The sequence below is a fragment of the Mesorhizobium sp. WSM2240 genome (assembly GCF_040438645.1).
Classification (GTDB): Bacteria; Pseudomonadota; Alphaproteobacteria; order Rhizobiales; family Rhizobiaceae; genus Allomesorhizobium.
In genome coordinates, this window is the sequence record NZ_CP159253.1 from 4,328,611 (window position 1) to 4,347,433 (window position 18,823).

17 protein-coding genes are annotated in these 18,823 nt (G+C 63.3%); 7 read left to right on the forward strand and 10 right to left on the reverse strand.

Features of this window, described 5'->3' with window-relative positions; translation table 11 throughout:
• Positions 1 to 274: 274 nt before the first annotated feature.
• The 4 genes from ABVK50_RS21370 to ABVK50_RS21385 all read right to left on the reverse strand — a co-directional run bounded on the left by ABVK50_RS21370 (position 275) and on the right by ABVK50_RS21385 (position 4,773).
• Positions 275 to 1,540, reverse strand: coding sequence for a glycerate kinase (locus tag ABVK50_RS21370; protein WP_353645859.1), 1,266 nt, complete (start codon positions 1,538 to 1,540; stop codon positions 275 to 277).
• A gap of 65 nt (positions 1,541 to 1,605) precedes the next feature.
• Positions 1,606 to 2,112: a heme-degrading domain-containing protein gene (locus ABVK50_RS21375; protein WP_353644670.1), complete on the reverse strand. Its 507-nt coding sequence runs from the start codon at positions 2,110 to 2,112 to the stop codon at positions 1,606 to 1,608.
• A gap of 128 nt (positions 2,113 to 2,240) precedes the next feature.
• Entirely contained in the window at positions 2,241 to 3,554 is a 1,314-nt protein-coding gene (gene guaD, locus ABVK50_RS21380) for a guanine deaminase (RefSeq protein WP_353644669.1), read from the reverse strand.
• On the reverse strand, positions 3,547 to 4,773 hold the full coding sequence (locus tag ABVK50_RS21385; RefSeq protein ID WP_353644668.1) for a urate hydroxylase PuuD: 1,227 nt from the start codon (positions 4,771 to 4,773) through the stop codon (positions 3,547 to 3,549). Before ABVK50_RS21385 ends, guaD begins: the two co-directional genes overlap by 8 nt.
• Before the next feature lie 131 nt (positions 4,774 to 4,904).
• Here ABVK50_RS21385 and ABVK50_RS21390 point away from each other — a divergent pair, with 131 nt between their 5' ends.
• Positions 4,905 to 5,825, forward strand: a complete 921-nt coding sequence (locus ABVK50_RS21390) for a LysR family transcriptional regulator (RefSeq protein WP_353644667.1) — start codon at positions 4,905 to 4,907, stop codon at positions 5,823 to 5,825.
• A gap of 6 nt (positions 5,826 to 5,831) precedes the next feature.
• On the opposite strand, the gene ABVK50_RS21395 is transcribed toward ABVK50_RS21390, so the two are convergent.
• The 6 genes from ABVK50_RS21395 to uraH are packed head-to-tail and all read right to left on the reverse strand — an operon-like array spanning position 5,832 to position 11,311.
• Entirely contained in the window at positions 5,832 to 6,089 is a 258-nt protein-coding gene (locus ABVK50_RS21395; RefSeq protein WP_353644666.1) for a CopG family antitoxin, read from the reverse strand.
• Complete coding sequence (locus ABVK50_RS21400; RefSeq protein WP_353644665.1) at positions 6,055 to 6,279, reverse strand: BrnT family toxin; 225 nt, start codon at positions 6,277 to 6,279, stop codon at positions 6,055 to 6,057. Before ABVK50_RS21400 ends, ABVK50_RS21395 begins: the two co-directional genes overlap by 35 nt.
• Before the next feature lie 6 nt (positions 6,280 to 6,285).
• On the reverse strand, positions 6,286 to 7,119 hold the full coding sequence (gene xdhC / locus ABVK50_RS21405; protein ID WP_353644664.1) for a xanthine dehydrogenase accessory protein XdhC: 834 nt from the start codon (positions 7,117 to 7,119) through the stop codon (positions 6,286 to 6,288).
• Positions 7,116 to 9,464, reverse strand: a complete 2,349-nt coding sequence (gene xdhB, locus ABVK50_RS21410; RefSeq protein WP_353644663.1) for a xanthine dehydrogenase molybdopterin binding subunit — start codon at positions 9,462 to 9,464, stop codon at positions 7,116 to 7,118. The genes xdhC and xdhB overlap by 4 nt, the downstream gene beginning before the upstream one ends.
• Positions 9,464 to 10,942, reverse strand: a complete 1,479-nt coding sequence (gene xdhA / locus ABVK50_RS21415) for a xanthine dehydrogenase small subunit (RefSeq protein WP_353644662.1) — start codon at positions 10,940 to 10,942, stop codon at positions 9,464 to 9,466. Before xdhA ends, xdhB begins: the two co-directional genes overlap by 1 nt.
• A gap of 3 nt (positions 10,943 to 10,945) precedes the next feature.
• Positions 10,946 to 11,311: a hydroxyisourate hydrolase gene (gene uraH, locus ABVK50_RS21420; protein WP_353644661.1), complete on the reverse strand. Its 366-nt coding sequence runs from the start codon at positions 11,309 to 11,311 to the stop codon at positions 10,946 to 10,948.
• 183 nt (positions 11,312 to 11,494) lie between these two features.
• Between uraH and puuE the strand changes: the two genes are divergently transcribed.
• The 6 genes from puuE to ABVK50_RS21450 all read left to right on the forward strand — a co-directional run bounded on the left by puuE (position 11,495) and on the right by ABVK50_RS21450 (position 18,810).
• The gene (gene puuE / locus ABVK50_RS21425) at positions 11,495 to 12,928 is read left to right on the forward strand and encodes an allantoinase PuuE (protein WP_353644660.1); all 1,434 of its coding nucleotides are present in this window, start codon (positions 11,495 to 11,497) and stop codon (positions 12,926 to 12,928) included.
• Between the two features lie 10 nt (positions 12,929 to 12,938).
• Positions 12,939 to 13,787 carry a bifunctional allantoicase/(S)-ureidoglycine aminohydrolase gene (locus tag ABVK50_RS21430; RefSeq protein ID WP_353644659.1) on the forward strand — a complete coding sequence of 283 codons (849 nt, stop codon included), beginning with the start codon at positions 12,939 to 12,941 and terminating at the stop codon, positions 13,785 to 13,787.
• 10 nt (positions 13,788 to 13,797) lie between these two features.
• Positions 13,798 to 14,301: an ureidoglycolate lyase gene (locus ABVK50_RS21435; RefSeq protein ID WP_353644658.1), complete on the forward strand. Its 504-nt coding sequence runs from the start codon at positions 13,798 to 13,800 to the stop codon at positions 14,299 to 14,301.
• On the forward strand, positions 14,298 to 14,891 hold the full coding sequence (locus tag ABVK50_RS21440) for a nucleoside deaminase (RefSeq protein ID WP_353644657.1): 594 nt from the start codon (positions 14,298 to 14,300) through the stop codon (positions 14,889 to 14,891). The genes ABVK50_RS21435 and ABVK50_RS21440 overlap by 4 nt, the downstream gene beginning before the upstream one ends.
• 170 nt (positions 14,892 to 15,061) lie before the next feature.
• Positions 15,062 to 17,068, forward strand: coding sequence for a CocE/NonD family hydrolase (locus ABVK50_RS21445; RefSeq protein WP_353644656.1), 2,007 nt, complete (start codon positions 15,062 to 15,064; stop codon positions 17,066 to 17,068).
• A 152-nt stretch (positions 17,069 to 17,220) separates the two neighbouring features.
• Positions 17,221 to 18,810 (forward strand): ABC transporter substrate-binding protein, encoded by a 1,590-nt coding sequence (locus tag ABVK50_RS21450; RefSeq protein ID WP_353644655.1) that lies wholly within the window; start codon positions 17,221 to 17,223, stop codon positions 18,808 to 18,810.
• The last annotated feature ends 13 nt before the right edge of the window (positions 18,811 to 18,823 follow it).

An 18,823-nucleotide genomic window follows, 5' to 3' on the forward strand; every position in this document is an offset into this window, starting at 1 on the left:
TGCGCTCGCACCTCAGGATGAGGAAGGTTTTCACTATCTCCGCTTTGCTGACACGAAAGCGCGTGAAGTAAAGGGGCATTCGCGCAACTTCCCTCATCCTGAGGTGCGAGCCCGCAGAGTGTTGGCGATCGGAGCGAGACCATCGGCGGGCGAGCCTCGAAGGACGCACCCTGCGGGTCCTCGTCCTGAGGTGCGACCCTGAGCGTGAGCCGCGGAGCGGCGAGCAGTCGAAGGGGAGCCTCGAAGGAGGCACACCCCTCGGAATTCCAGCGAGCTATCTCACCAAAATTGCCCTGAGATCATTCACATTCGTCCCCGTCGGCCCCGGCACAAACAGATCGCCAACCGCGTTGAACGCCGTCCAGGCATTGTTGCCGGCGAGCATCGCCTTGGCATCCACGCCGGCGGCGCGCATACGGGCGACGCTCGAACCGTCGGCAAACGCGCCGGCATTGTCTTCCGAGCCGTCTATCCCGTCGGTATCCGCGGCAAGCGCATGGATGGCGGAGATGCCGTCGAGGCCGAGCGCGAAGGCAAGCAAAAATTCGCTGTTGCGGCCGCCCTTGCCTTTCGCCCGCAGCGTCACGGTGGTCTCACCGCCGGAAAGCACGAGCACCGGCTTCCTGAACGGCCGGTCGCGGGTTGCGATCTCGCGCGCGATCGCCGCATGCACAGAGCCTACGTCGCGCGCCTCGCCTTCGATCGAATCGGACAGGATGACGGCTTCCACGCCCTGCTTTCTCGCCTCGGCAGCGGCGGCTTCGAGCGAGACGGCGGCCGAGGCGATGACATGGACTTCGTTGCGCGCAAAGCGCGCATCGTCCGGACGGGGCGCGTCCGCGGCTTGCGAGTTGAGATGCGCCATCACAGCATCCGGCAGCTTCATGCCGTAGGCGGCGACGATGGCGAGCGCATCGGCGCGGCTCGCGGCGTCCGGAATGGTCGGGCCGGAGGCGACCAGCGCCGGATTGTCGCCGGGAATGTCCGACACCACCAGCGAAACCACACGCGCCGGCCAGGCGGCGGCGGCAAGGCGCCCGCCCTTGATCGTCGAGACGTGCTTGCGCACCGTATTCATCGCCGCAATCGGTGCGCCGGAGGCGAGCAGCGCCTTGTTGACGGCGATCTCGTCACTGAGCGTCAGCGTCCCTGCCGGCGACGGCAGCAGCGCCGAGCCGCCGCCTGAAATCAGCGCGACGACCAGATCGTCGAGAGTCAGTCCGCCGACGGTTTCGTGTAGGATTTTTGAGGCTTCGAGCCCGGCGGCATCCGGGACGGGATGCGCCGATTCCAGCACGCGAATGCGCACGCATCTCGCGGCGTAGCCGTAGCGGGTAACCACCACGCCTTCCAGCGGCCCCTCCCAGGCTTTCTCGAACGCCGCCGCCATCTGCGCGGAACCTTTGCCGGCGCCGATCACGATCGTTCGGCCCTTGGGCCTTTCCGGCAGATGTTTGCGGATTGTCAGTTCAGGATCGGCCGCGGCGACGGCCGCGTTGAAGACGGCGGTTAGGAGCTCTTTCGGGTCGATATCCGTCATGTCATCCCAACCGATCATCCAGGTCATATTGGTATCCGGCGGCGTCCCGCCTCAGGATATGCGGATCAATTCGCCGCGACAGCCGTCAGTGCCAGTTTTTCGCGATCCCGCCCCAGATGGTCGCAGAGCGCGTCCACGATGATGCCGTGATCCTGCCTCTGCGGCAGGCCGGACACGGCGATGACGCCGATGATGCCGGCGCCCTTGACGCGGATCGGAAAGCCGCCGCCGGCCAGCACGAACTCGGAGGCTGAAAGTCCGTAGCGCTCCGCGAACAGGGCGTTTTCGCCACCCTGCTCGAGCATCATCCGATAGGTGCTCTTGAGGAACATCTTGACGACGTTGCGCTTGCGCCGCGCCCAGTCGGCATTGGAACCTGTCGAGCCCGGCAGCGCGGCATAGAAAAGCGGCCGGTCCCAAAGCTGGATATCGATGATGATCGGGAAATTCTCCGCCAGCGCACGGTCGCGCAGCGCCGACCCGATCTCGAATGCAGTCGCCTCGTCGAAACCCGCGAACACCAACTCGGCTTCCTGGATCCTGATCTTATCGATATCGTCGGCGATGCTCATGTTATTCCCTTTACGTCAGCAGCGACGAACCGATCGTTGGGCGCTGGGGGGACAGTTTACTTTCTTTCCGCCGAAAGGCTTGCCGCTGGCAAGATCGCGCCGGCGGAAAAAAGTAAACTGTCCCCGCCCTATGAAGCCATGACGCTCTTTGCCGGCCTGCCCGCGACATAGACCTCGCGCACTGCGCGGTCGTCGCCGAGCGTCTGCAGCAGGAAAAGCTCCTCGGCCAGCGTCTCGGCTGTTTCCATGCGAAGCCGCATGCCGGGGGTGGCGTGGCTGTCGAGCACGACGATGTCGCCGTCGGTTCCGGCCTCCAGCGTGCCGACCTTCTCGGCGATCGACAGCGCCTCGGCGTTTCCCAGCGTCATCTGCCAGAACGAGGCGAGCGGATTGATCTTCTCGCCGTTCAGCGCAATGACCTTGTAGCCCTCGTCCATGGTGCGCAGCATCGAATAATTGGTGCCGCCGCCGACATCCGTCGCGGTCGCGATCCGAAGCGGGTTTCCCCGCCGGCGGTAGCGCTGGTAGTCGAACAGGCCCGAACCCAGGAACAGGTTCGAGGTCGGGCAGAACACCGCCACAGAACCGGTCGCCGACAGCGCGTCGGCCTCGCGCTCCGACAGATGGATGCAATGGCCGAACAGGCTCTTCTTCCCGAGCAGGCCGTAGTGCTCGTAGATGTCGGTATAGTCCTTCGACCACGGATAGAGTTCCTGCGTGAACGCGATCTCGGCGTGGTTTTCTGAGAGATGCGTCTGCATGTGCAGGTTCGGATGCTCGCGGCAGAGCGCGCCGGCCATCTCCATCTGTTCGGGCGAAGAGGTGATCGCGAAGCGCGGCGTGATGGCGTAATGCTGCCGTCCCTTGCCGTGCCACTCGGCAATCAGCGCCTTCGTGTCGTCATAGCCCGATTGCGGCGTGTCGAGCACGCCTTCCGGCGCATTGCGGTCCATCAGCACCTTGCCCGCGACGTTGAGCATGTCGCGCGCATGGCTCTCCTCGAAGAAAACCTCCGCCGATTGCCTGTGCACCGAGCAATAGGCGGCGACCGTGGTGGTGCCGTGGCGGACCAGCTCGTCGAGAAACAGCCGCGCGATGCGCCGCCCATGCTGGGCGTCGCGGAATTTCGTCTCCTCCGGAAAAGTGTATTTGTTCAGCCAGTCGAGCAGTTCGGCGCCGTAGGACGCGATGACCTGCATCTGCGGAAAATGCGCATGCGCGTCAATGAAGCCGGGCAAAAGAAGATGCGGCCGGTGGTCGATCTTTTTTTCCCCCTCGCCGGCCTGGCTTGCGACATCCGCATAAGGCCCGGTCGCGACAATCCGGCCATCGCGAAGCAGCAGCCCGCCATCTTCCTCATAGCGATAGGCGCGGTGGTCGTCGGCCGAATGCGGCCAGCGCAGGAAGGTAAGCGTGCGGCCGCGGAGGAGGAGGTCAGTCATGTCGCTTCCCCGCTCCCTCGAACCAGGCCGCGAGCAGCGCACGCTCCTCGACCGTCATCGCGGTGACATTGCCCGGCGGCATCGCATGGCTGCGCCCGGCCTGCAGGTAAATTTCCCTGGCGTGCTCAGCGATTGCGGCGTCGGTTTCCAGCACCACGCCCTTGGGCGCCTGGTGGACACCCTCATAGGAAGGCTCCGCCGCATGGCACATGGAGCAGCGGCCGAGCACCGTATCGCGCACCGCCGGGAAATGCGACGAAGCAATGAAGATTTCGCCGGCTGCGGCCTGTTTCGGCTCGCCGGTCAGGATCTTCGGCACGGTCGACAGCCACATGATGACGATGAACAGCACCGCGGCTGCCAGCCAGGTCCAGGTCGGGTTTCCCTTGCGCGCATGCCGTGTGTTGAAGAAGTGCCGGATCAGCACCCCGATTATGAACACCAGCGAAGCGATGACCCAGTTGAATTGCGTGCCGAATGCCAGCGGATAATGGTTCGACAGCATCAGGAACAGGACGGGCAGCGTCAGGTAATTGTTGTGCAGCGAGCGTGTCTTGGCGATCCGGCCATATCTCGGATCGGGTTTCCTGCCGGCGATCAGGTCGGCAACGACGATCTTCTGGTTCGGGATGATGACGAGGAAGACATTGGCCGACATGATCGTGGCGGTGACCGCGCCGAGATGCAGGAAGGCCGCGCGCCCTGTGAAAAGCTGCGTGTATCCCCAGGCCATGAACACCACGACCACATAGAGCACCAGCATCAGCAGCGTGTCATTCTTGCCGAGCCGCGATTTGCACAGAAGGTCATAAACCACCCAGCCGAGGGCGAGCGATGCGACGGATATGCCTATCGCCACCGGCGCGGAGACGTCGAGCACGTTGCGGTCGATCAGGAACAGGTCCGCGCCGGCATAGTAGACCACCGCCATCAGGGCGAAGCCGCTCATCCAGGTGGCATAGGATTCCCATTTGAACCAGGTCAGGTGCTCGGGCATCTCGGCCGGCGCGACCAGGTATTTCTGGATGTGGTAGAAGCCGCCGCCATGGACCTGCCACTCCTCGCCATGCGCGCCTTGCGGCAGGCCGGGACGCTGGCGCAGGCCGAGGTCGAGCGCCACGAAATAGAATGACGAGCCGATCCAGGCGATGCCGGTAATGACGTGCAGCCAGCGCACGGCGAAACTCAGCCAATCCCAGAAAATCGCGAAATCGGTCATGCCCGTCCTTCCCTGCCGACTCGCGACTTTACGGCCTGCGATGCAAACGGAAAGAGGGCAGGTGTGCGATGACTTTCAAAAAAATCTGGAAAATAGTAGCGTCGCCTCCGAAACCCGGTGGAAGTCCGCTAATGGCCTATCTCGACAATATCGCCGTTTTCGTCCGCGTCGTCGAACTGGGCAATCTGTCGGCCGCCGGCCGCGACATGCGCATCTCCCCGGCCGTCGCCTCCAACCGCATCAAGGAACTGGAAAAGCACCTCGGCGTACGGCTGTTCAACCGCACGACGCGCCAACTGATGCCGACCGAGCAGGGCACGGTCTTCTATTCAGGCGCAAAGCAGGTGCTGGACGCGATAGCCGAGGCCGAGGCCGCCGTCAGCGCGCTTTCCGGCCAGCCGCGCGGCACGATCAAGGTCACCGCGCCGCTCGGGCTCGGACGCCGGCTGATCGCCTCGGGCATCCCGGATTTCCGTGACAAATATCCGGATATCGAGGTGCGGCTGCGGCTTTCCGACCACAATGTCGATATCCTCAAGGAAGGTATCGACGTCGCCTTCCGGCTCGGCCTGATCGAGGATTCGAGCCTCCGGATGCGCGGCATCATGGAATGCGAACGCGTGCTGGTGGCAGCCCCCAAATATCTCGAGGCGCGCGGCGAGCCGACCGAGCCGCAGCAACTGATCGACGACAGGCACGATTGCCTGATGCTGCGCTTTCCGGGCATGCGCGAATATTTCTGGACGCTGAAGACGCGGTCTGGCCCGGCGAAATTCGAAGTGCATGGGCCGTTCGATTCCGACGACGGCGATGTCTTGACCGGCTGGGCGCTGGCCGGTCGCGGCGTCATCAACAAGCCGCGATTCGAGGTCGAGCCATTCATCCGCGACCGCCGGCTGAAGATCATCCTGGCCGACACGCCGCCCACCCCGGTGCAGTTCGCCGCCGTCTATCCGCACAAGAAGCTGCAGGACCCGAAGGTGCGCCTGCTGCTCGATTTCATGGCCGAACGCTGCCAGCGGCTGATCCGGGATATTCTGGCGGGTCGGTGATAGCAGTTAGGAAGCTTTCAAGTTCTGCAACCCGCGCTCCAGCAATTCCCGCATGAAACGCGGATAGGGTATTCCGCGCTTCCTTGCCTCCTCCTTCAGCACTGCCAACTGCCCTTCCGGCAGGCGCATATTAACCCTCGCAGTCTTGTTCTCGAATTCAAAGCGGTATGGCTTGAACTGCGAAAAATCGAGATCGGACAGATCCTGTTCAAGAAACGCCTCAGCTTCCTCATCGGTCGTCATGACCGGAACTTTCCGTTTCATAGCGTCGCGCCTCCTTCTTATGCATGTAGCGGGCGGTGACTGGCCTGACGAGCAGTTGATCGTCTACCTCTCGCAAGGTGAATCCGACGAAGAGAGGTCGCCCGTTCGCATTCCGTGCAACCGCGATGTAACGCCTCTCGCCGGCGGAATGCTTGAAGTCGGGTGCGATACGAACATCGCCCTGGAACACCGCTTCTCAAGGATGCGCCAGCGCCGTCATGATCTCCGCCGCCGCGAGCGCGGCGATCACGGCTGGGCGCTTGTCCTTCACTTGATCGCCGCCGATCGGCGAGACGAGGCGGGCAAAGTCGGTTTCGCTGCCGCCGGCGGTCTTCAAATACCAGCTCCTGAAAGTCGCCTTTTTCGTCTTCGAGCCGATCATGCCGACATAGGCGGCATCGTCGCGCTTCAGCGCTTCCGCCGCGATCAGGAAGTCCAGTGCATGGTCGTGAGTGAGCACGACGAATGCTGATCCTGCCGGCGCTTCGCGAACCATTTCCTCAGGCACCGGGGTCCGGCGAGTCTCGGTGCCTTCCGGCATGCCTTCAAGGGCGTCCGCGCGCGTCTCGACAACAACAACATGAACCGGCAGCAGCGCGAAGGCCGCCGCCAGCGCATGGCCGACATGGCCGCCCCCGAAGACATAGATATGAGGGAGACTGGCGTCCTCGGCCTCGGCTTCTTCCAGAAGCATGGATCGAACCGCCTCGCCTGCCAGTCTGATCGACACGCTGACCCGCCCGCCGCAGCACTGTCCGATCTCGGGTCCAAGCGGGATGTCGAGGTTGAGTGCAGCGCCCAACCCTCCCCCTTGCGGGGAGGATCGGGCGCCCAGCATCTCCCTCGCTTTGTCGATCGCCATGAATTCGAGCTGGCCGCCGCCGATCGTGCCGAAAATCGCAGTCGGTGAGACCAGCATCCGCGCGCCCTTTTCGCGCGGGGTCGAGCCTTTCGCCTCGGCTACCTCGACCAGCGCCACCGATGGCGACGCGTCGAGGAAAGCCCGCAGGCGCTTGGCGATGCCGCTCATCTGGGCGCCGCTTCGGCCCTCAGCCGCTCGACGGCCATCAGCACGCGCTCGGGCGTTGCCGGCGCGTCGAGGCGCGGGCAGATTCTGTGGTCGGCGACGCTCGCAACTGCATCCGACAGCGCATGCAGCACCGACATTGCCAGCATGAAGGGCGGCTCGCCGACCGCCTTGGAGCGGTGGATCGTCGGCTCGTTGTTTTCCGGCCAGTCGGCAAGCGTCACGTTGAAGATTTTCGGCCGGTCCGAAGCGAGCGGTATCTTGTAGGTCGACGGCGCGTGAGTGCGCAGCCGTCCCTTCTCGTCCCAGACCAGCTCTTCCGTGGTCAGCCAGCCCATGCCCTGAATGAAGCCGCCCTCGATCTGCCCGAGATCGATGGCGCGGTTCAGGGAACGGCCGGTCTCGTGCAGGATATCGGTGCGCTCGACCATGTGTTCGCCGGTCAGCGTGTCGATCGACACCTCAGATACCGCTGCGCCATAGGCGAAATAGTAGAACGGGTGCCCCTGCCCCTTGTCGCGGTTCCAGTGGATTTTCGGCGTCTTGTAGAAGCCGGCCGCCGAAAGCTGGATGCGCGCCATATAGGCCTGCTTGACGAGATCGGCGAAGGCGACTTGCTGGTTGCCGATGCGCACGCGGTTGGGCAGGAACTCGATCTGGTCGTGCGGCACCGCGTATTTTTCAGCCGCGAAATCGGTGAGACGGTCGCGGATGATGCGGGCAGCGTTTCGCGCCGCCATGCCATTGAGGTCGGAACCGGATGAAGCGGCGGTGGCCGAAGTGTTGGGCACCTTGCCGGTGGTCGTCGCGGTGATCTTTACCTGATCGATGTCGATCTGGAACTCTTCCGCCACCACTTGCGCGACCTTGACGTAGAGCCCCTGCCCCATCTCGGTACCGCCATGGTTCAGGTGCACCGAGCCGTCGGTATAGACATGCACCAGCGCACCGGCCTGGTTGAAGTGCGTGGCGGTGAACGAAATGCCGAACTTTACCGGCGTCAGCGCCAGTCCGCGTTTTATCACTCGGCTGTTGGCGTTGAACGCGTCGATGGTGCGGCGCCGCCGCTTATAGTCGGAACTCTCCTCGAGCTCGGAGACAATGCGGTGGATGATATTGTCCTCGACCGTCTGGTGGTACGGCGTGACGTTGCGGTCGCTCGTGCCGTAGAAATTGATCTTGCGAATCTCGAGCGGGTCTTTGCCCGTCGCAAACGCCACCTCGTCGATGACGCGCTCCGCGCCGACCATGCCTTGCGGCCCGCCGAAGCCGCGGAAGGCGGTGTTGGAAACCGTATTGGTGTAGAGCGGCGCCGAAACCGCCTTCACCGCCGGATAGAAATAGGCGTTGTCGCAGTGGAACAGCGCGCGGTCGGTGACCGGCCCCGAAAGGTCAGAGGAAAACCCGCAACGCGCGGCGTAGGAAAAATCGACGCCGTGGATTTTGCCATCGTCGTCGAACCCGACCTCGTAGTCGATCAGGAAATCATGGCGCTTGCCGGTGGCGCTCATGTCGTCGTCGCGGTCGGGCCGGATTTTGACCGCGCGGCCGAGACGCTTGGCTGCTATCGCCGCCAGCGCGGCAAACTGGTTCGATTGCGTCTCCTTGCCGCCAAAGCCGCCGCCCATGCGGCGTATTTCGACCGTGACTGCATGCGAGGGCACGCCAAGCGCATGTGCCACCATGTGCTGCACCTCGCTTGGATGCTGGGTCGAGGAATAGACGGTGACGTCCTCGTCCTCGCCCGGAACTGCCATGGCGATATGGCCTTCGAGGTAAAAATGATCCTGTCCGCCGACCCGCATCTGGCCTTTCAATCTGCGCGGGGCGCTGGCGATTGCCTCGGCGGCGTCACCGCGCGACAGCGTCAGCGGCGGGGTGACGAGCTTTGCGCCCTGGCGGGCAGCATCGGCGACATCGATGATCGCGGGCAGCTCGTCATATTCGATCTTGGCCAGCCGGCAGGCGCGCCGCGCCTCTTCCCGCGTCTCCGCGATGACGGCGAAGATCGGTTGTCCGAAGAACTCTACCTTGCCGTCGGCGAGCACCGGCTCGTCATGACGGCCGGTAGGCGAGATGTCATTCTCGCCGGGCACGTCCTTCGCCGTCAGCACTTCGACGACACCCGGCGCTGCACGGACCGCCGAAAGGTCGATCGCACGGACCGTGCCATGCGCGATGGTGGAAAGGCCGAGGCAGCCATGCAGCGTGCCGGCCGGCTCCGGCATGTCGTCGATGTAGATCGCCGAGCCGCTGACGTGCTTGTGTGCGGAATCGTGGCGCTGGTCGGTCGCGACGCCGCCTGCGATCTTTTCGGCGTTGAGGTCGATGGTTTGGTGCTTGGTCATCACGCCGCCTCGTGCCTTGAGACCTGCGCCGGCGCCGTCCCGGTAGTTTCCAGATAAAACCGCCTGAGCAAATTCTTCGCCACCAGCATGCGGTATTCCGCCGAAGCGCGCATATCGGTCAGCGGCGTGAAATCCTCGTCATAGGCCTCGACCGCTTCCTCCACAGTCGCCTCGCTCCACGGTCTGCTGATCAACGCCGCCTCGACCGCTTTCGCCCGTTTCGGCGTCGCCGCCATGCCGCCATAGGCGATGCGAATGTCCGAAACCGCGCCATTATTAGCCAGCGTCAAATGGAATGCGCCGAGCACGGCGGTGATGTCCTCATCGCGGCGCTTGGTGATCTTGTGGACGGCGAAATGCGTGCCTTCCGCCGGCACGGGCACGTGCACCGCCTCGACGAATTCTCCCGGCTGCCGGTCCTGCCTGCCGTAGGCGATGAAAAAATCCTCAAGCGGCATCGTCCTGCGCTCATCGCCCTTGCGCAAACTCAGCGTCGCACCCAGCGCGATCAGCGGCGGCGGCGTGTCTCCGATCGGCGAACCATTGGCGATGTTACCACCGATCGTTCCCATATTGCGGACCTGCTCGCCGCCGATGCGGTCGAACAGCGGACCTAGCGCTGGAATGCACTCCGCCAACGTCGAAAACGCTTCGGTGTAGGTCACGCCCGCGCCGATGGTGATGACGCCGTCGCGCTCCGAAATCGTTCGTAACTCGTCCAGGCCGGCAATGAAGATAGCCGGCGAAATCTCGCGCATGAACTTCGTCACCCACAACCCGACATCGGTTGAGCCGGCGACGATGGTCGCTTTCGGCTCCGCCTCCAGCACGCTGGCGAAATCGTCTACATTCGCCGGCACGACCAGCCGGCCCTTGCCTTCACCGATCTCGACACGTGCGCCGTCCTTCATCGATTCCAGCATGGCGATCACCGCTGCGCGCTCGATCGCCAGCGGGTCCTTCGCCGCCTTGCCGTAGCTGGAGATGGCGCGCGCCGCCCGCACGATCGCTTCGTAGCCGGTGCAGCGGCATAGATTGCCCTGCAATGCCTTCTCGATTGCAGCGTCGGATGGCTCCGGATTCCGCATCCACAGGGCGTAGAGCGACATGACGAAGCCCGGCGTGCAGAAGCCGCACTGCGAGCCGTGGAAATCGACCATCGCCTGCTGGACCGGATGCAACTTGCCGCCCTCTCCGCGCAGATGCTCGACGGTGACGACATGGCAGCCGTCGACCGAGCCGAGGAAGCGGATGCAGGCGTTGACGGTCTCATAGACAAGTTCGCCGCCGGCAAGCCGCCCGACCAGCACCGTGCAGGCGCCGCAATCACCTTCGGCGCAGCCTTCCTTGCTGCCGCGCAGGCTACGGCGCAGCCGCAGATAGTCGAGCAGCGTCTCGTCCGGCGCGACGGCCGAAAGCGCCACATCCTCGCCATTGAGCAAGAAGCGGATTTCGTTTCGCGTCTTCACGGCGGCCATCCCTCAACTCCCCCTGTAGGTCGAGTAGCCGTAGGGCGAGATGAGCAGCGGCACATGATAGTGCTTGTGCTCGGCCATGCCGAAGCGGATCGGCACAACGTCGAGGAACGCCGGTTCCGGCAGCTCAATTCCTTGACTGCGTAGATAGTCTCCGGCCGAAAACACCAGCTCGTACTCGCCGGGCGAAAACTCCGCGCCCGCGAGCAGCGGCGCATCGCAGCGGCCGTCGCTGTTGGTGGAAACGGCCTTGAGCAGCGTGCGCTTCTCGCCCTCAATGCGGAACAGCGAAACGGAAAGGCCAGCCGCCGGCTTTCCCGAAGCGGTGTCGAGCACATGGGTGGTCAGGCGTCCGCCTTCAGTTCCCGACATTCTGCCTCCCTCAGGACCGTCCTAACGCAAGCGGTCGATTGTGCGGCGATTAAATGCCATGCATAAGTCCGGGTGAAGCGGAACGCCACAAAAAGACTTTCAAATTTTTTCGGGGGAATGCCGGCCGATCCTGTCGACTATCGTGGATTGGCAGATCCGATAGGACCGGCGGCGAGGGAATTGATGCGATACCAGCGAGACATGCGCGGCTACGGGCAGAACCCGCCGGACCCGAAATGGCCGGGCGGTGCGCATGTCGTCGTCCAGTTCGTCGTCAACTATGAGGAGGGCGGCGAGAACTGCATCCTCCACGGCGACGCCGCATCCGAAGCCTTCCTGTCCGAGATCGTCGGCGCCGCCCCTTGGGCCGGCATGCGCCACTGGAACATGGAATCGATCTACGAATACGGCGCTCGCGCCGGCTTCTGGCGGCTGCACCGCATGTTCACCGAGGCCGAAGTGCCAGTAACGGTTTACGGCGTGGCAAGCGCGCTCGCGCGTTCGCCCGACCAGGTAACGGCCATGCAGGAGGCCGGCTGGGAAATCGCCTCGCACGGACTGCGCTGGATCGACTATCGCGACCACAAGATCGACGACGAGCGCCGCGACCTGGAGGAGGCGATCCGCCTCCATACGGAAGTCACGGGCGAGCGTCCCACCGGTCTCTATCTCGGCCGCACCTCAGTCAATTCGGTGCGTCTGGCCGCCGCCGAGGGTGGTTTCAACTACGTATCCGACACATATGACGACGAGCTTCCCTATTGGCTCGACCACGACGGCCATGGCGGCGCGATATCGCCGCAGCTCATCATCCCTTACACGCTCGATGCCAACGACATGCGCTTTGCCACGCCGCAGGGCTTCAACTCGGGTGACCAGTTTTTTGCCTACCTCAAGGACAGTTTCGACACGCTCTATGAAGAAGGTAAGGCGGGCCGGCCGCGCATGATGAATATCGGCCTGCACTGCCGGCTCGTCGGCCGCCCCGGCCGGGCTGCGGCGCTAAAGCGCTTCATCGATTACGTGAAAGCCCACGACCGGGTTTGGCTGGCGCGGCGCATCGACATCGCCCGCCACTGGCGCGAGCATCATCCTTACCAGGCCCCTGCGCTGCGTCCCTCGCGGATGGGCAGGGAAGATTTCGCCGAAAAATTCGGCGGCGTCTTCGAGCATTCCCCCTGGGTCGCCGAGCGCGCTTTCGAACTGGAGCTTGGCCCCGCGCATGACAGCGCCGGCGGCCTGCACAACGCGCTCTGCCGCGCCTTCCGGTCAGCAAGCGAGAGCGAGCGGCTCGGCGTTCTGAAGGCCCACCCCGACTTGGCCGGCAAGTTGGCGGCCGCAAAAAGGCTGACGCCCGAATCGACGAAGGAGCAGGCCTCCGCCGGCCTCGACGCGCTGACCGACAGCGAGCGCGAGCTGTTCTCGAAGCTCAATTCCGCCTATGTCGCCGCGTTTGGTTTCCCCTTCATCATCGCCGTCAAGGGAAGGACCAAGGACGAGATCCTGGCGGCTTTCGAAGCGCGCATCCGCAATGATCGCGCCGTTGAATTCGCAACCGCATGCAGGGAGGTGGAGCGCATCGCGCTTCTGCGCCTCCGCGATTTGTTGCCCCTCTGAAGGAAGAAGCATGACCGGCCGCACCTACTACGCGCCCCATGGCGGCCTGCCGCCGCAGACGGATCTCCTCACCGGCCGCGCCGTGTTTACCGAGGCCTATGCCGTCATCCCGAAAGGCGTGATGAGCGATATCGTGACCAGTTGCCTGCCCTTCTGGGAGGACACCAGGGCGTGGGTGCTGTCGCGTCCCTTGTCCGGCTTCGCCGAGACTTTTTCGCAATACATCATGGAAGTCGGCCCGGGCGGCGGCAGCGACCGGCCGGAGCCCGACAGCGCCGCGGAAGCAGTACTTTTCGTCGTGGAAGGCGAGATCGCCGTCACTGTCGAAGGCCGGAAGCAGGTAATGAGCCCCGGCGGCTTTGCCTTCATCCCGCCTGCGAGCCGGTGGACCGTCCGCAACGAAGGCTGGAAGGCCGTGCGTTTCCACTGGATCCGCAAGGCCTACGACTTCGTCGAAGGCATCGACATCCCCGAAGCCTTCTTCGCCGACGAGGCGGAAATCGCGCCGACTCCCATGCCGGGCACCGACGGCAAATGGGCGACCACGCGTTTCGTCGACCCGGCTGACATGCGCCACGACATGCATGTCACCATCGTCACCTTCGAACCAGGCGCGGTGATCCCGTTTGCAGAGACGCATGTGATGGAGCACGGCCTCTATGTGCTGGAGGGCAAGGCGGTCTACCGCCTCAACCAGGACTGGGTCGAGGTGGAGGCCGGCGACTATATGTGGCTGCGCGCCTTCTGCCCGCAGGCCTGCTACGCTGGCGGCCCCGGCAAATTCCGCTATCTCCTCTACAAGGACGTCAACCGGCACATGAAGCTCGGCGCATCTTCCGCCGCGAAACGCTTCGGATAGGGGCATTCCCGTGAAGAAAATCCTTGCAGAACCGCTGACCCGAGAGGCTTTCGCCGAGTTCGGCGACGTTCTCGATATGGAAGGCGAAAACCACTACCCGATCAATGGCGGCAGGGCCGAACGCTATCACGACCTCGCCAGGGTGGAGGCGGAAGGGCCGAACGCGCGCGTGCTGATCTCGATCGTCAAGAGCACGCATTATGCCTTTCCGCTGCGGCTCACCATGGTCGAGCGTCACCCCTTCGGCAGCCAGGCGTTCATGCCGCTCGCTCCCAGGCCGTTCGTCGTCGTGGTCTGCCATGACGGCGAAAACGGGCCAGGCACGCCGCACGCCTTCGTCACCGAGCCGGGACAGGGCGTCAATTATCACAGCAACACCTGGCACGGCGTGCTCACGCCGATCAACGAGCCGCAGGAGTTCCTGGTCGTCGACCGCGGCGGCGACGGCTCTAACCTGGAAGAATTCTTTTTCGACGAGCCTTGGGAAGTTCACTTGCCCGGAATGACGCTTTGAGCGACGTGACCCTCATCGATCGGCTGCTCGACGTAATCGAGCACGAGATCGTGCCGAAGACGGCGCAAGGCGTGGCGCACGGCAACAAGCTGTTCGGCGCGGCGATCCTTAGAAAGGACGACCGCTCGCTGGTGCTCGCCGAGACCAACAACGAGATCGAGAACCCGCTCTGGCACGGCGAAATCCACGCGCTGAAACGCTTCTACGAGATGCCTCGTGAAGAACGGCCGGACACGAAGGACTGCATTTTTCTCGCCACCCACGAGCCCTGCTCGCTCTGCCTGTCGGCGATCACATGGACCGGCTACGACAATTTCTACTACCTGTTCAGTCATGAGGATTCGCGCGACTCGTTTGCCATCCCGCACGATTTGAAGATCCTGAAAGAGGTCTTCACCCTCGATCCCGGCGGCTACAACGCCGAGAACGCCTATTGGAAAAGTTATTCCATCCGTAAGTTGGTGCGCACGCTGCCCGAAGCTGACCGGGCCAGGCTGGAAGCGCGTGTCGCAAAAATCTATGCGCGCTACGACGCTCTTTCGGCCGAATACCAGAACAGCAAGGTCGACAACGACATCCCGCTGAATTGAGGACATCGACGTTAATTGCGGTCTTCCGCGCCTGTCGCGACGGCACCAGCACCGCCTATGCCTATTGACTGCTATTGTTCCTCCGGACGCAAATGCGATGGGACAGGACGCTGATCCGCATTGAACTTTCCTCCGCCTCCATGCCTGATGCCGCCGGCAGGAGCACACACATGAAGACCATCACTACCTTTCCCCGCAAAATCGTCGAATTTCCCGACATGGGCATCGTCATGCCGGACGGCTGCCGGCTATCGGCGCGGGTGTGGATGCCGGAGGACGCCGCCGAAAACCCGGTTCCGGCAATTCTCGAGCATCTGCCTTACCGCAAGCGCGACGGCACCACGGCGCGGGATAATCTGACGCACGCCTATTTCGCCGGCCACGGCTATGCCTGCATCCGCGTTGACATGCGCGGCAATGGCGACTCCGAAGGCCTGATGGAGGACGAATACACTGAGCAGGAATTGCAGGATGCCTGCGACGTGATCGCCTGGGCGGCTTCGCAACCCTGGTGTTCCGGCAAGGCTGGCATGATGGGCATCTCCTGGGGTGGATTCAACGCGCTTCAGGTCGCCGCCAAAGAGCCGCCGGCGCTGAAAGCGATCATCACGCTGTGCTCGACCGACGACCGCTATGCCGACGACATCCACTACAAGGGAGGCCTGCTGCTCAACGAGAACCAGGGCTGGGGCGCGACCATGCTCGCCTATTCGTCGCGGCCGCCGGACCCGGCGCTGGTCGGCGACAAATGGCGGGAAATGTGGCTCGACCGGCTGGACAACGAGCCGTTCCTGCCGGCAGTCTGGCTGAGGCACCAGAACCGCGACGCCTACTGGAAGCGCGGCTCCGTCTGCGAGAATTTCTCCGCGATCAAGGCAGCAACGCTCGCAATCGGCGGATGGGGCGACGCCTACAAGAATGCGGTCGCGCGTCTCGTTCAGGGCATCGAAGCCCCAGCCAAGGGCATAATCGGACCGTGGATTCACAAATATCCTCACTTCGCGGTGCCAAATCCGGCCATCGGCTTTCTCCAGGAGGCGTTGCGATGGTGGGACCGCTGGCTGAAGGGCGTCGCGACCGGTGTAGAGAGCGACCCGGCGTTGCGGCTCTATCTGATGGATTCGGCGCCGCCGCGAGACTGGTATGAGGAGCGCCCGGGCCGCTGGATCGCCGAGCAAAACTGGCCTTCGCCCAACATCACTGCGCGCCGGATGCATCTCGGTGCAGACGGCGTACTCTCCGAAAGTACCGGTGCGCTGCCGGCTACCCCAGTATCCACACCGCAGGATTGCGGCATGGCCGGCGGCGAATACTGCGCCATCTGGCTCGGGCCTGAACTGCCGGGCGACCAGCGCGTCGACGACGAGAAGTCCATCTGTTTCGACACCGCTCCGCTCGCCGAGCATACCGACATCGTCGGCGCGCCGGTGCTTCGCCTTAGACTGTCCGCCGACCGCCCGCGCGCTATGGTGGCGATCAGGCTTTGCGACGTGCAGCCCGACGGCGCCTCGACGCGCATCACTTACGGCGTCCTCAATCTCTGCCATCGCAACGGCCACGAATTTCCGAAGGACATCGTTCCCGGTGACGCGATGGACATCGCACTCAGGCTGGACGACATCGCCTATTCGATCAAACCGGGCCACCGTCTGCGGGTGGCTGTCTCGTCGACCTACTGGCCACTGGTGTGGCCGTCGCCGGAAAAGGTCACGCTGACCGTGCATGAAGGTGTGCTGGAACTGCCGGTCCGACCGTCGGGCGCCGGCAACGAGGTCTCGTTCGAGGAGCCCGAGGCGGCCGCTCCCTGGCAGACCGAAACGTTGCGGCAAAGCTCCAACAGCCGCATCGTTGAACGTGATCCCGCCACCGGAAAGGTCTCGTTGAATATCGTCGATGATTTTGGTGAGAAGCGCGACAACGACCATGGCCTGGTCACCGGCGGGATCGCCCGTGAAACCTGGACCATCGATCCTGACGATCCGCTTTCCGCCCATGGCCAAACGCATTGGACGGAGAGCTTGTCGCGAAATGAATGGTCGGTCAGGACCGAAACATTCACCTCCATGCGCTCCGACGCGGAGAATTTCCATCTTACCGGGCGAATCGAAGCCTATGAGGGGGCAAAACTGGTGTTCGAGCGCGATTTCGAGGAGAAAATCCGCCGCGGCCACATCTGAGCGCCCAACATGGTTGATCCAGAAACGACATGCCATTTACGCCACGTCATGTCGCATTTTGCCTTGCGCCAGCAGCGGTGTTGCGGCCAATATTCAACACACAAAATATACAAAAATGATGTCGGCAAAACCGCCTGAGTGAGGAACCTCAAATGTCTAACGAACTCGATTTCCTGAGCCGTCACGTTGTCGCCGGTCGGCTGAGCCGGCGCGATTTCCTCGGTCGCGCCGCAGCCCTCGGCGTCACCGCGACCTTCGCCAATTCGCTGCTCGCCGGCGCGGCGCGCGCGCAAAGCCCTGTCAGGGGCGGCACATTGAAGGCCGGTCTGGTTGGCGGTGAGTCCACCAACAGTCTCGACCCGGCGAGTTTCCTCACTCAAGTGCCGTTCCTGTTCGGCAAGTGTTGGGGCGAATACCTGCTCGGCACCAATCCCGATGGCACCCTCAGGCACTGCATCGCCGAAGAATACGGCGCGTCCGACGACGCCAAGGTCTGGACCTTCAAGATCCGCCAGGGGATGGAGTTTCACAACGCCAAGACCGTCACCGCGGAAGACGTCGTGGCGACGCTGGAGCGCCACTCCAACGAGGACTCCAAGTCCGGCGCGCTCGGCATCATGCGCGGCATCGAATCCATGAAGGCAAGCGGCAACGAGGTGATCGTGACGCTCAAGGAGCCGAACGCCGACCTGCCCTATTTGATGACCGATTATCACCTGATCATCCAGCCGAACGGGGGCAAGGACAATCCGGCCGAAGGCGTCAGCGCCGGCCCCTACAAGGTGGTCGTCGACGAGCCGGGCGTGCGCCATGGCGGCGAGCGTTTCGCCAATTACTGGGACGCAGACACAATGGGCTTCGCCGACCAGGTGGAAGTCATCGTCGTCAACGACTCAACGGCCCGCACCTCCGCGCTGCAGGGCGGCCAGGTCCACATGATCAACCGCGTCGAGCCCAAGATCGTCGAACTGGTCAAGCGCATTGCGGGTGTCAAGATCGAAAACACCAAAGGACCGGCGCACTATGTCTTCGTCGCCCATTGCAACACCGCGCCGTTCGACAACAACGACCTGCGCATGGCTTTGAAGCTGGCGATGGACCGGCAGGAGATGCTCGACAAGATCCTGCTCGGCTACGGCTCCGTCGGTAACGATTTCCCGATCAATTCCGCCTATCCGCTCTTCCCAGAGGGCATTGAACAGCGCACTTTTGATCCCGACAAGGCCAAGTTCCACTACCAGAAGTCGGGCCATGACGGGCCGATCCTGCTTCGCACTTCGGATGCCGCCTTCCCCGGCGCGGTTGATGCCGCCCAGCTTTACCAGCAGAGCTGCGCCAAGGCCGGCATCCAGATCGAGATCAAGCGCGAACCGGCCGACGGCTACTGGACCGAAGTCTGGAACAAGCAGCCGTTCTGCACCTCCTATTGGGGCGGGCGTCCGACGCAGGATTCCATGTATTCAACCGCCTATACAAGCGACGCGGACTGGAACGACACGCGCTTCTTCAACGAGAAGTTCGACAAGATGGTCATCGCCGCGCGAGCAGAACTCGACGAAACCAAGCGCAAGCAGATGTATCGCGACATGGCGCTCATCGTGCGGGACGAGGGCGGCCTGATCCTGCCGATGTTCAACGACCTGATCGATGCGGTCAGCGACAAGGTCGGCGGCTTCGTGACCGGCAAGACCCACGAGCTATCGGACGGCTACGCCCTGGCCAAATGCTGGCTGAACGCCTGAACGGGGCGTCGCC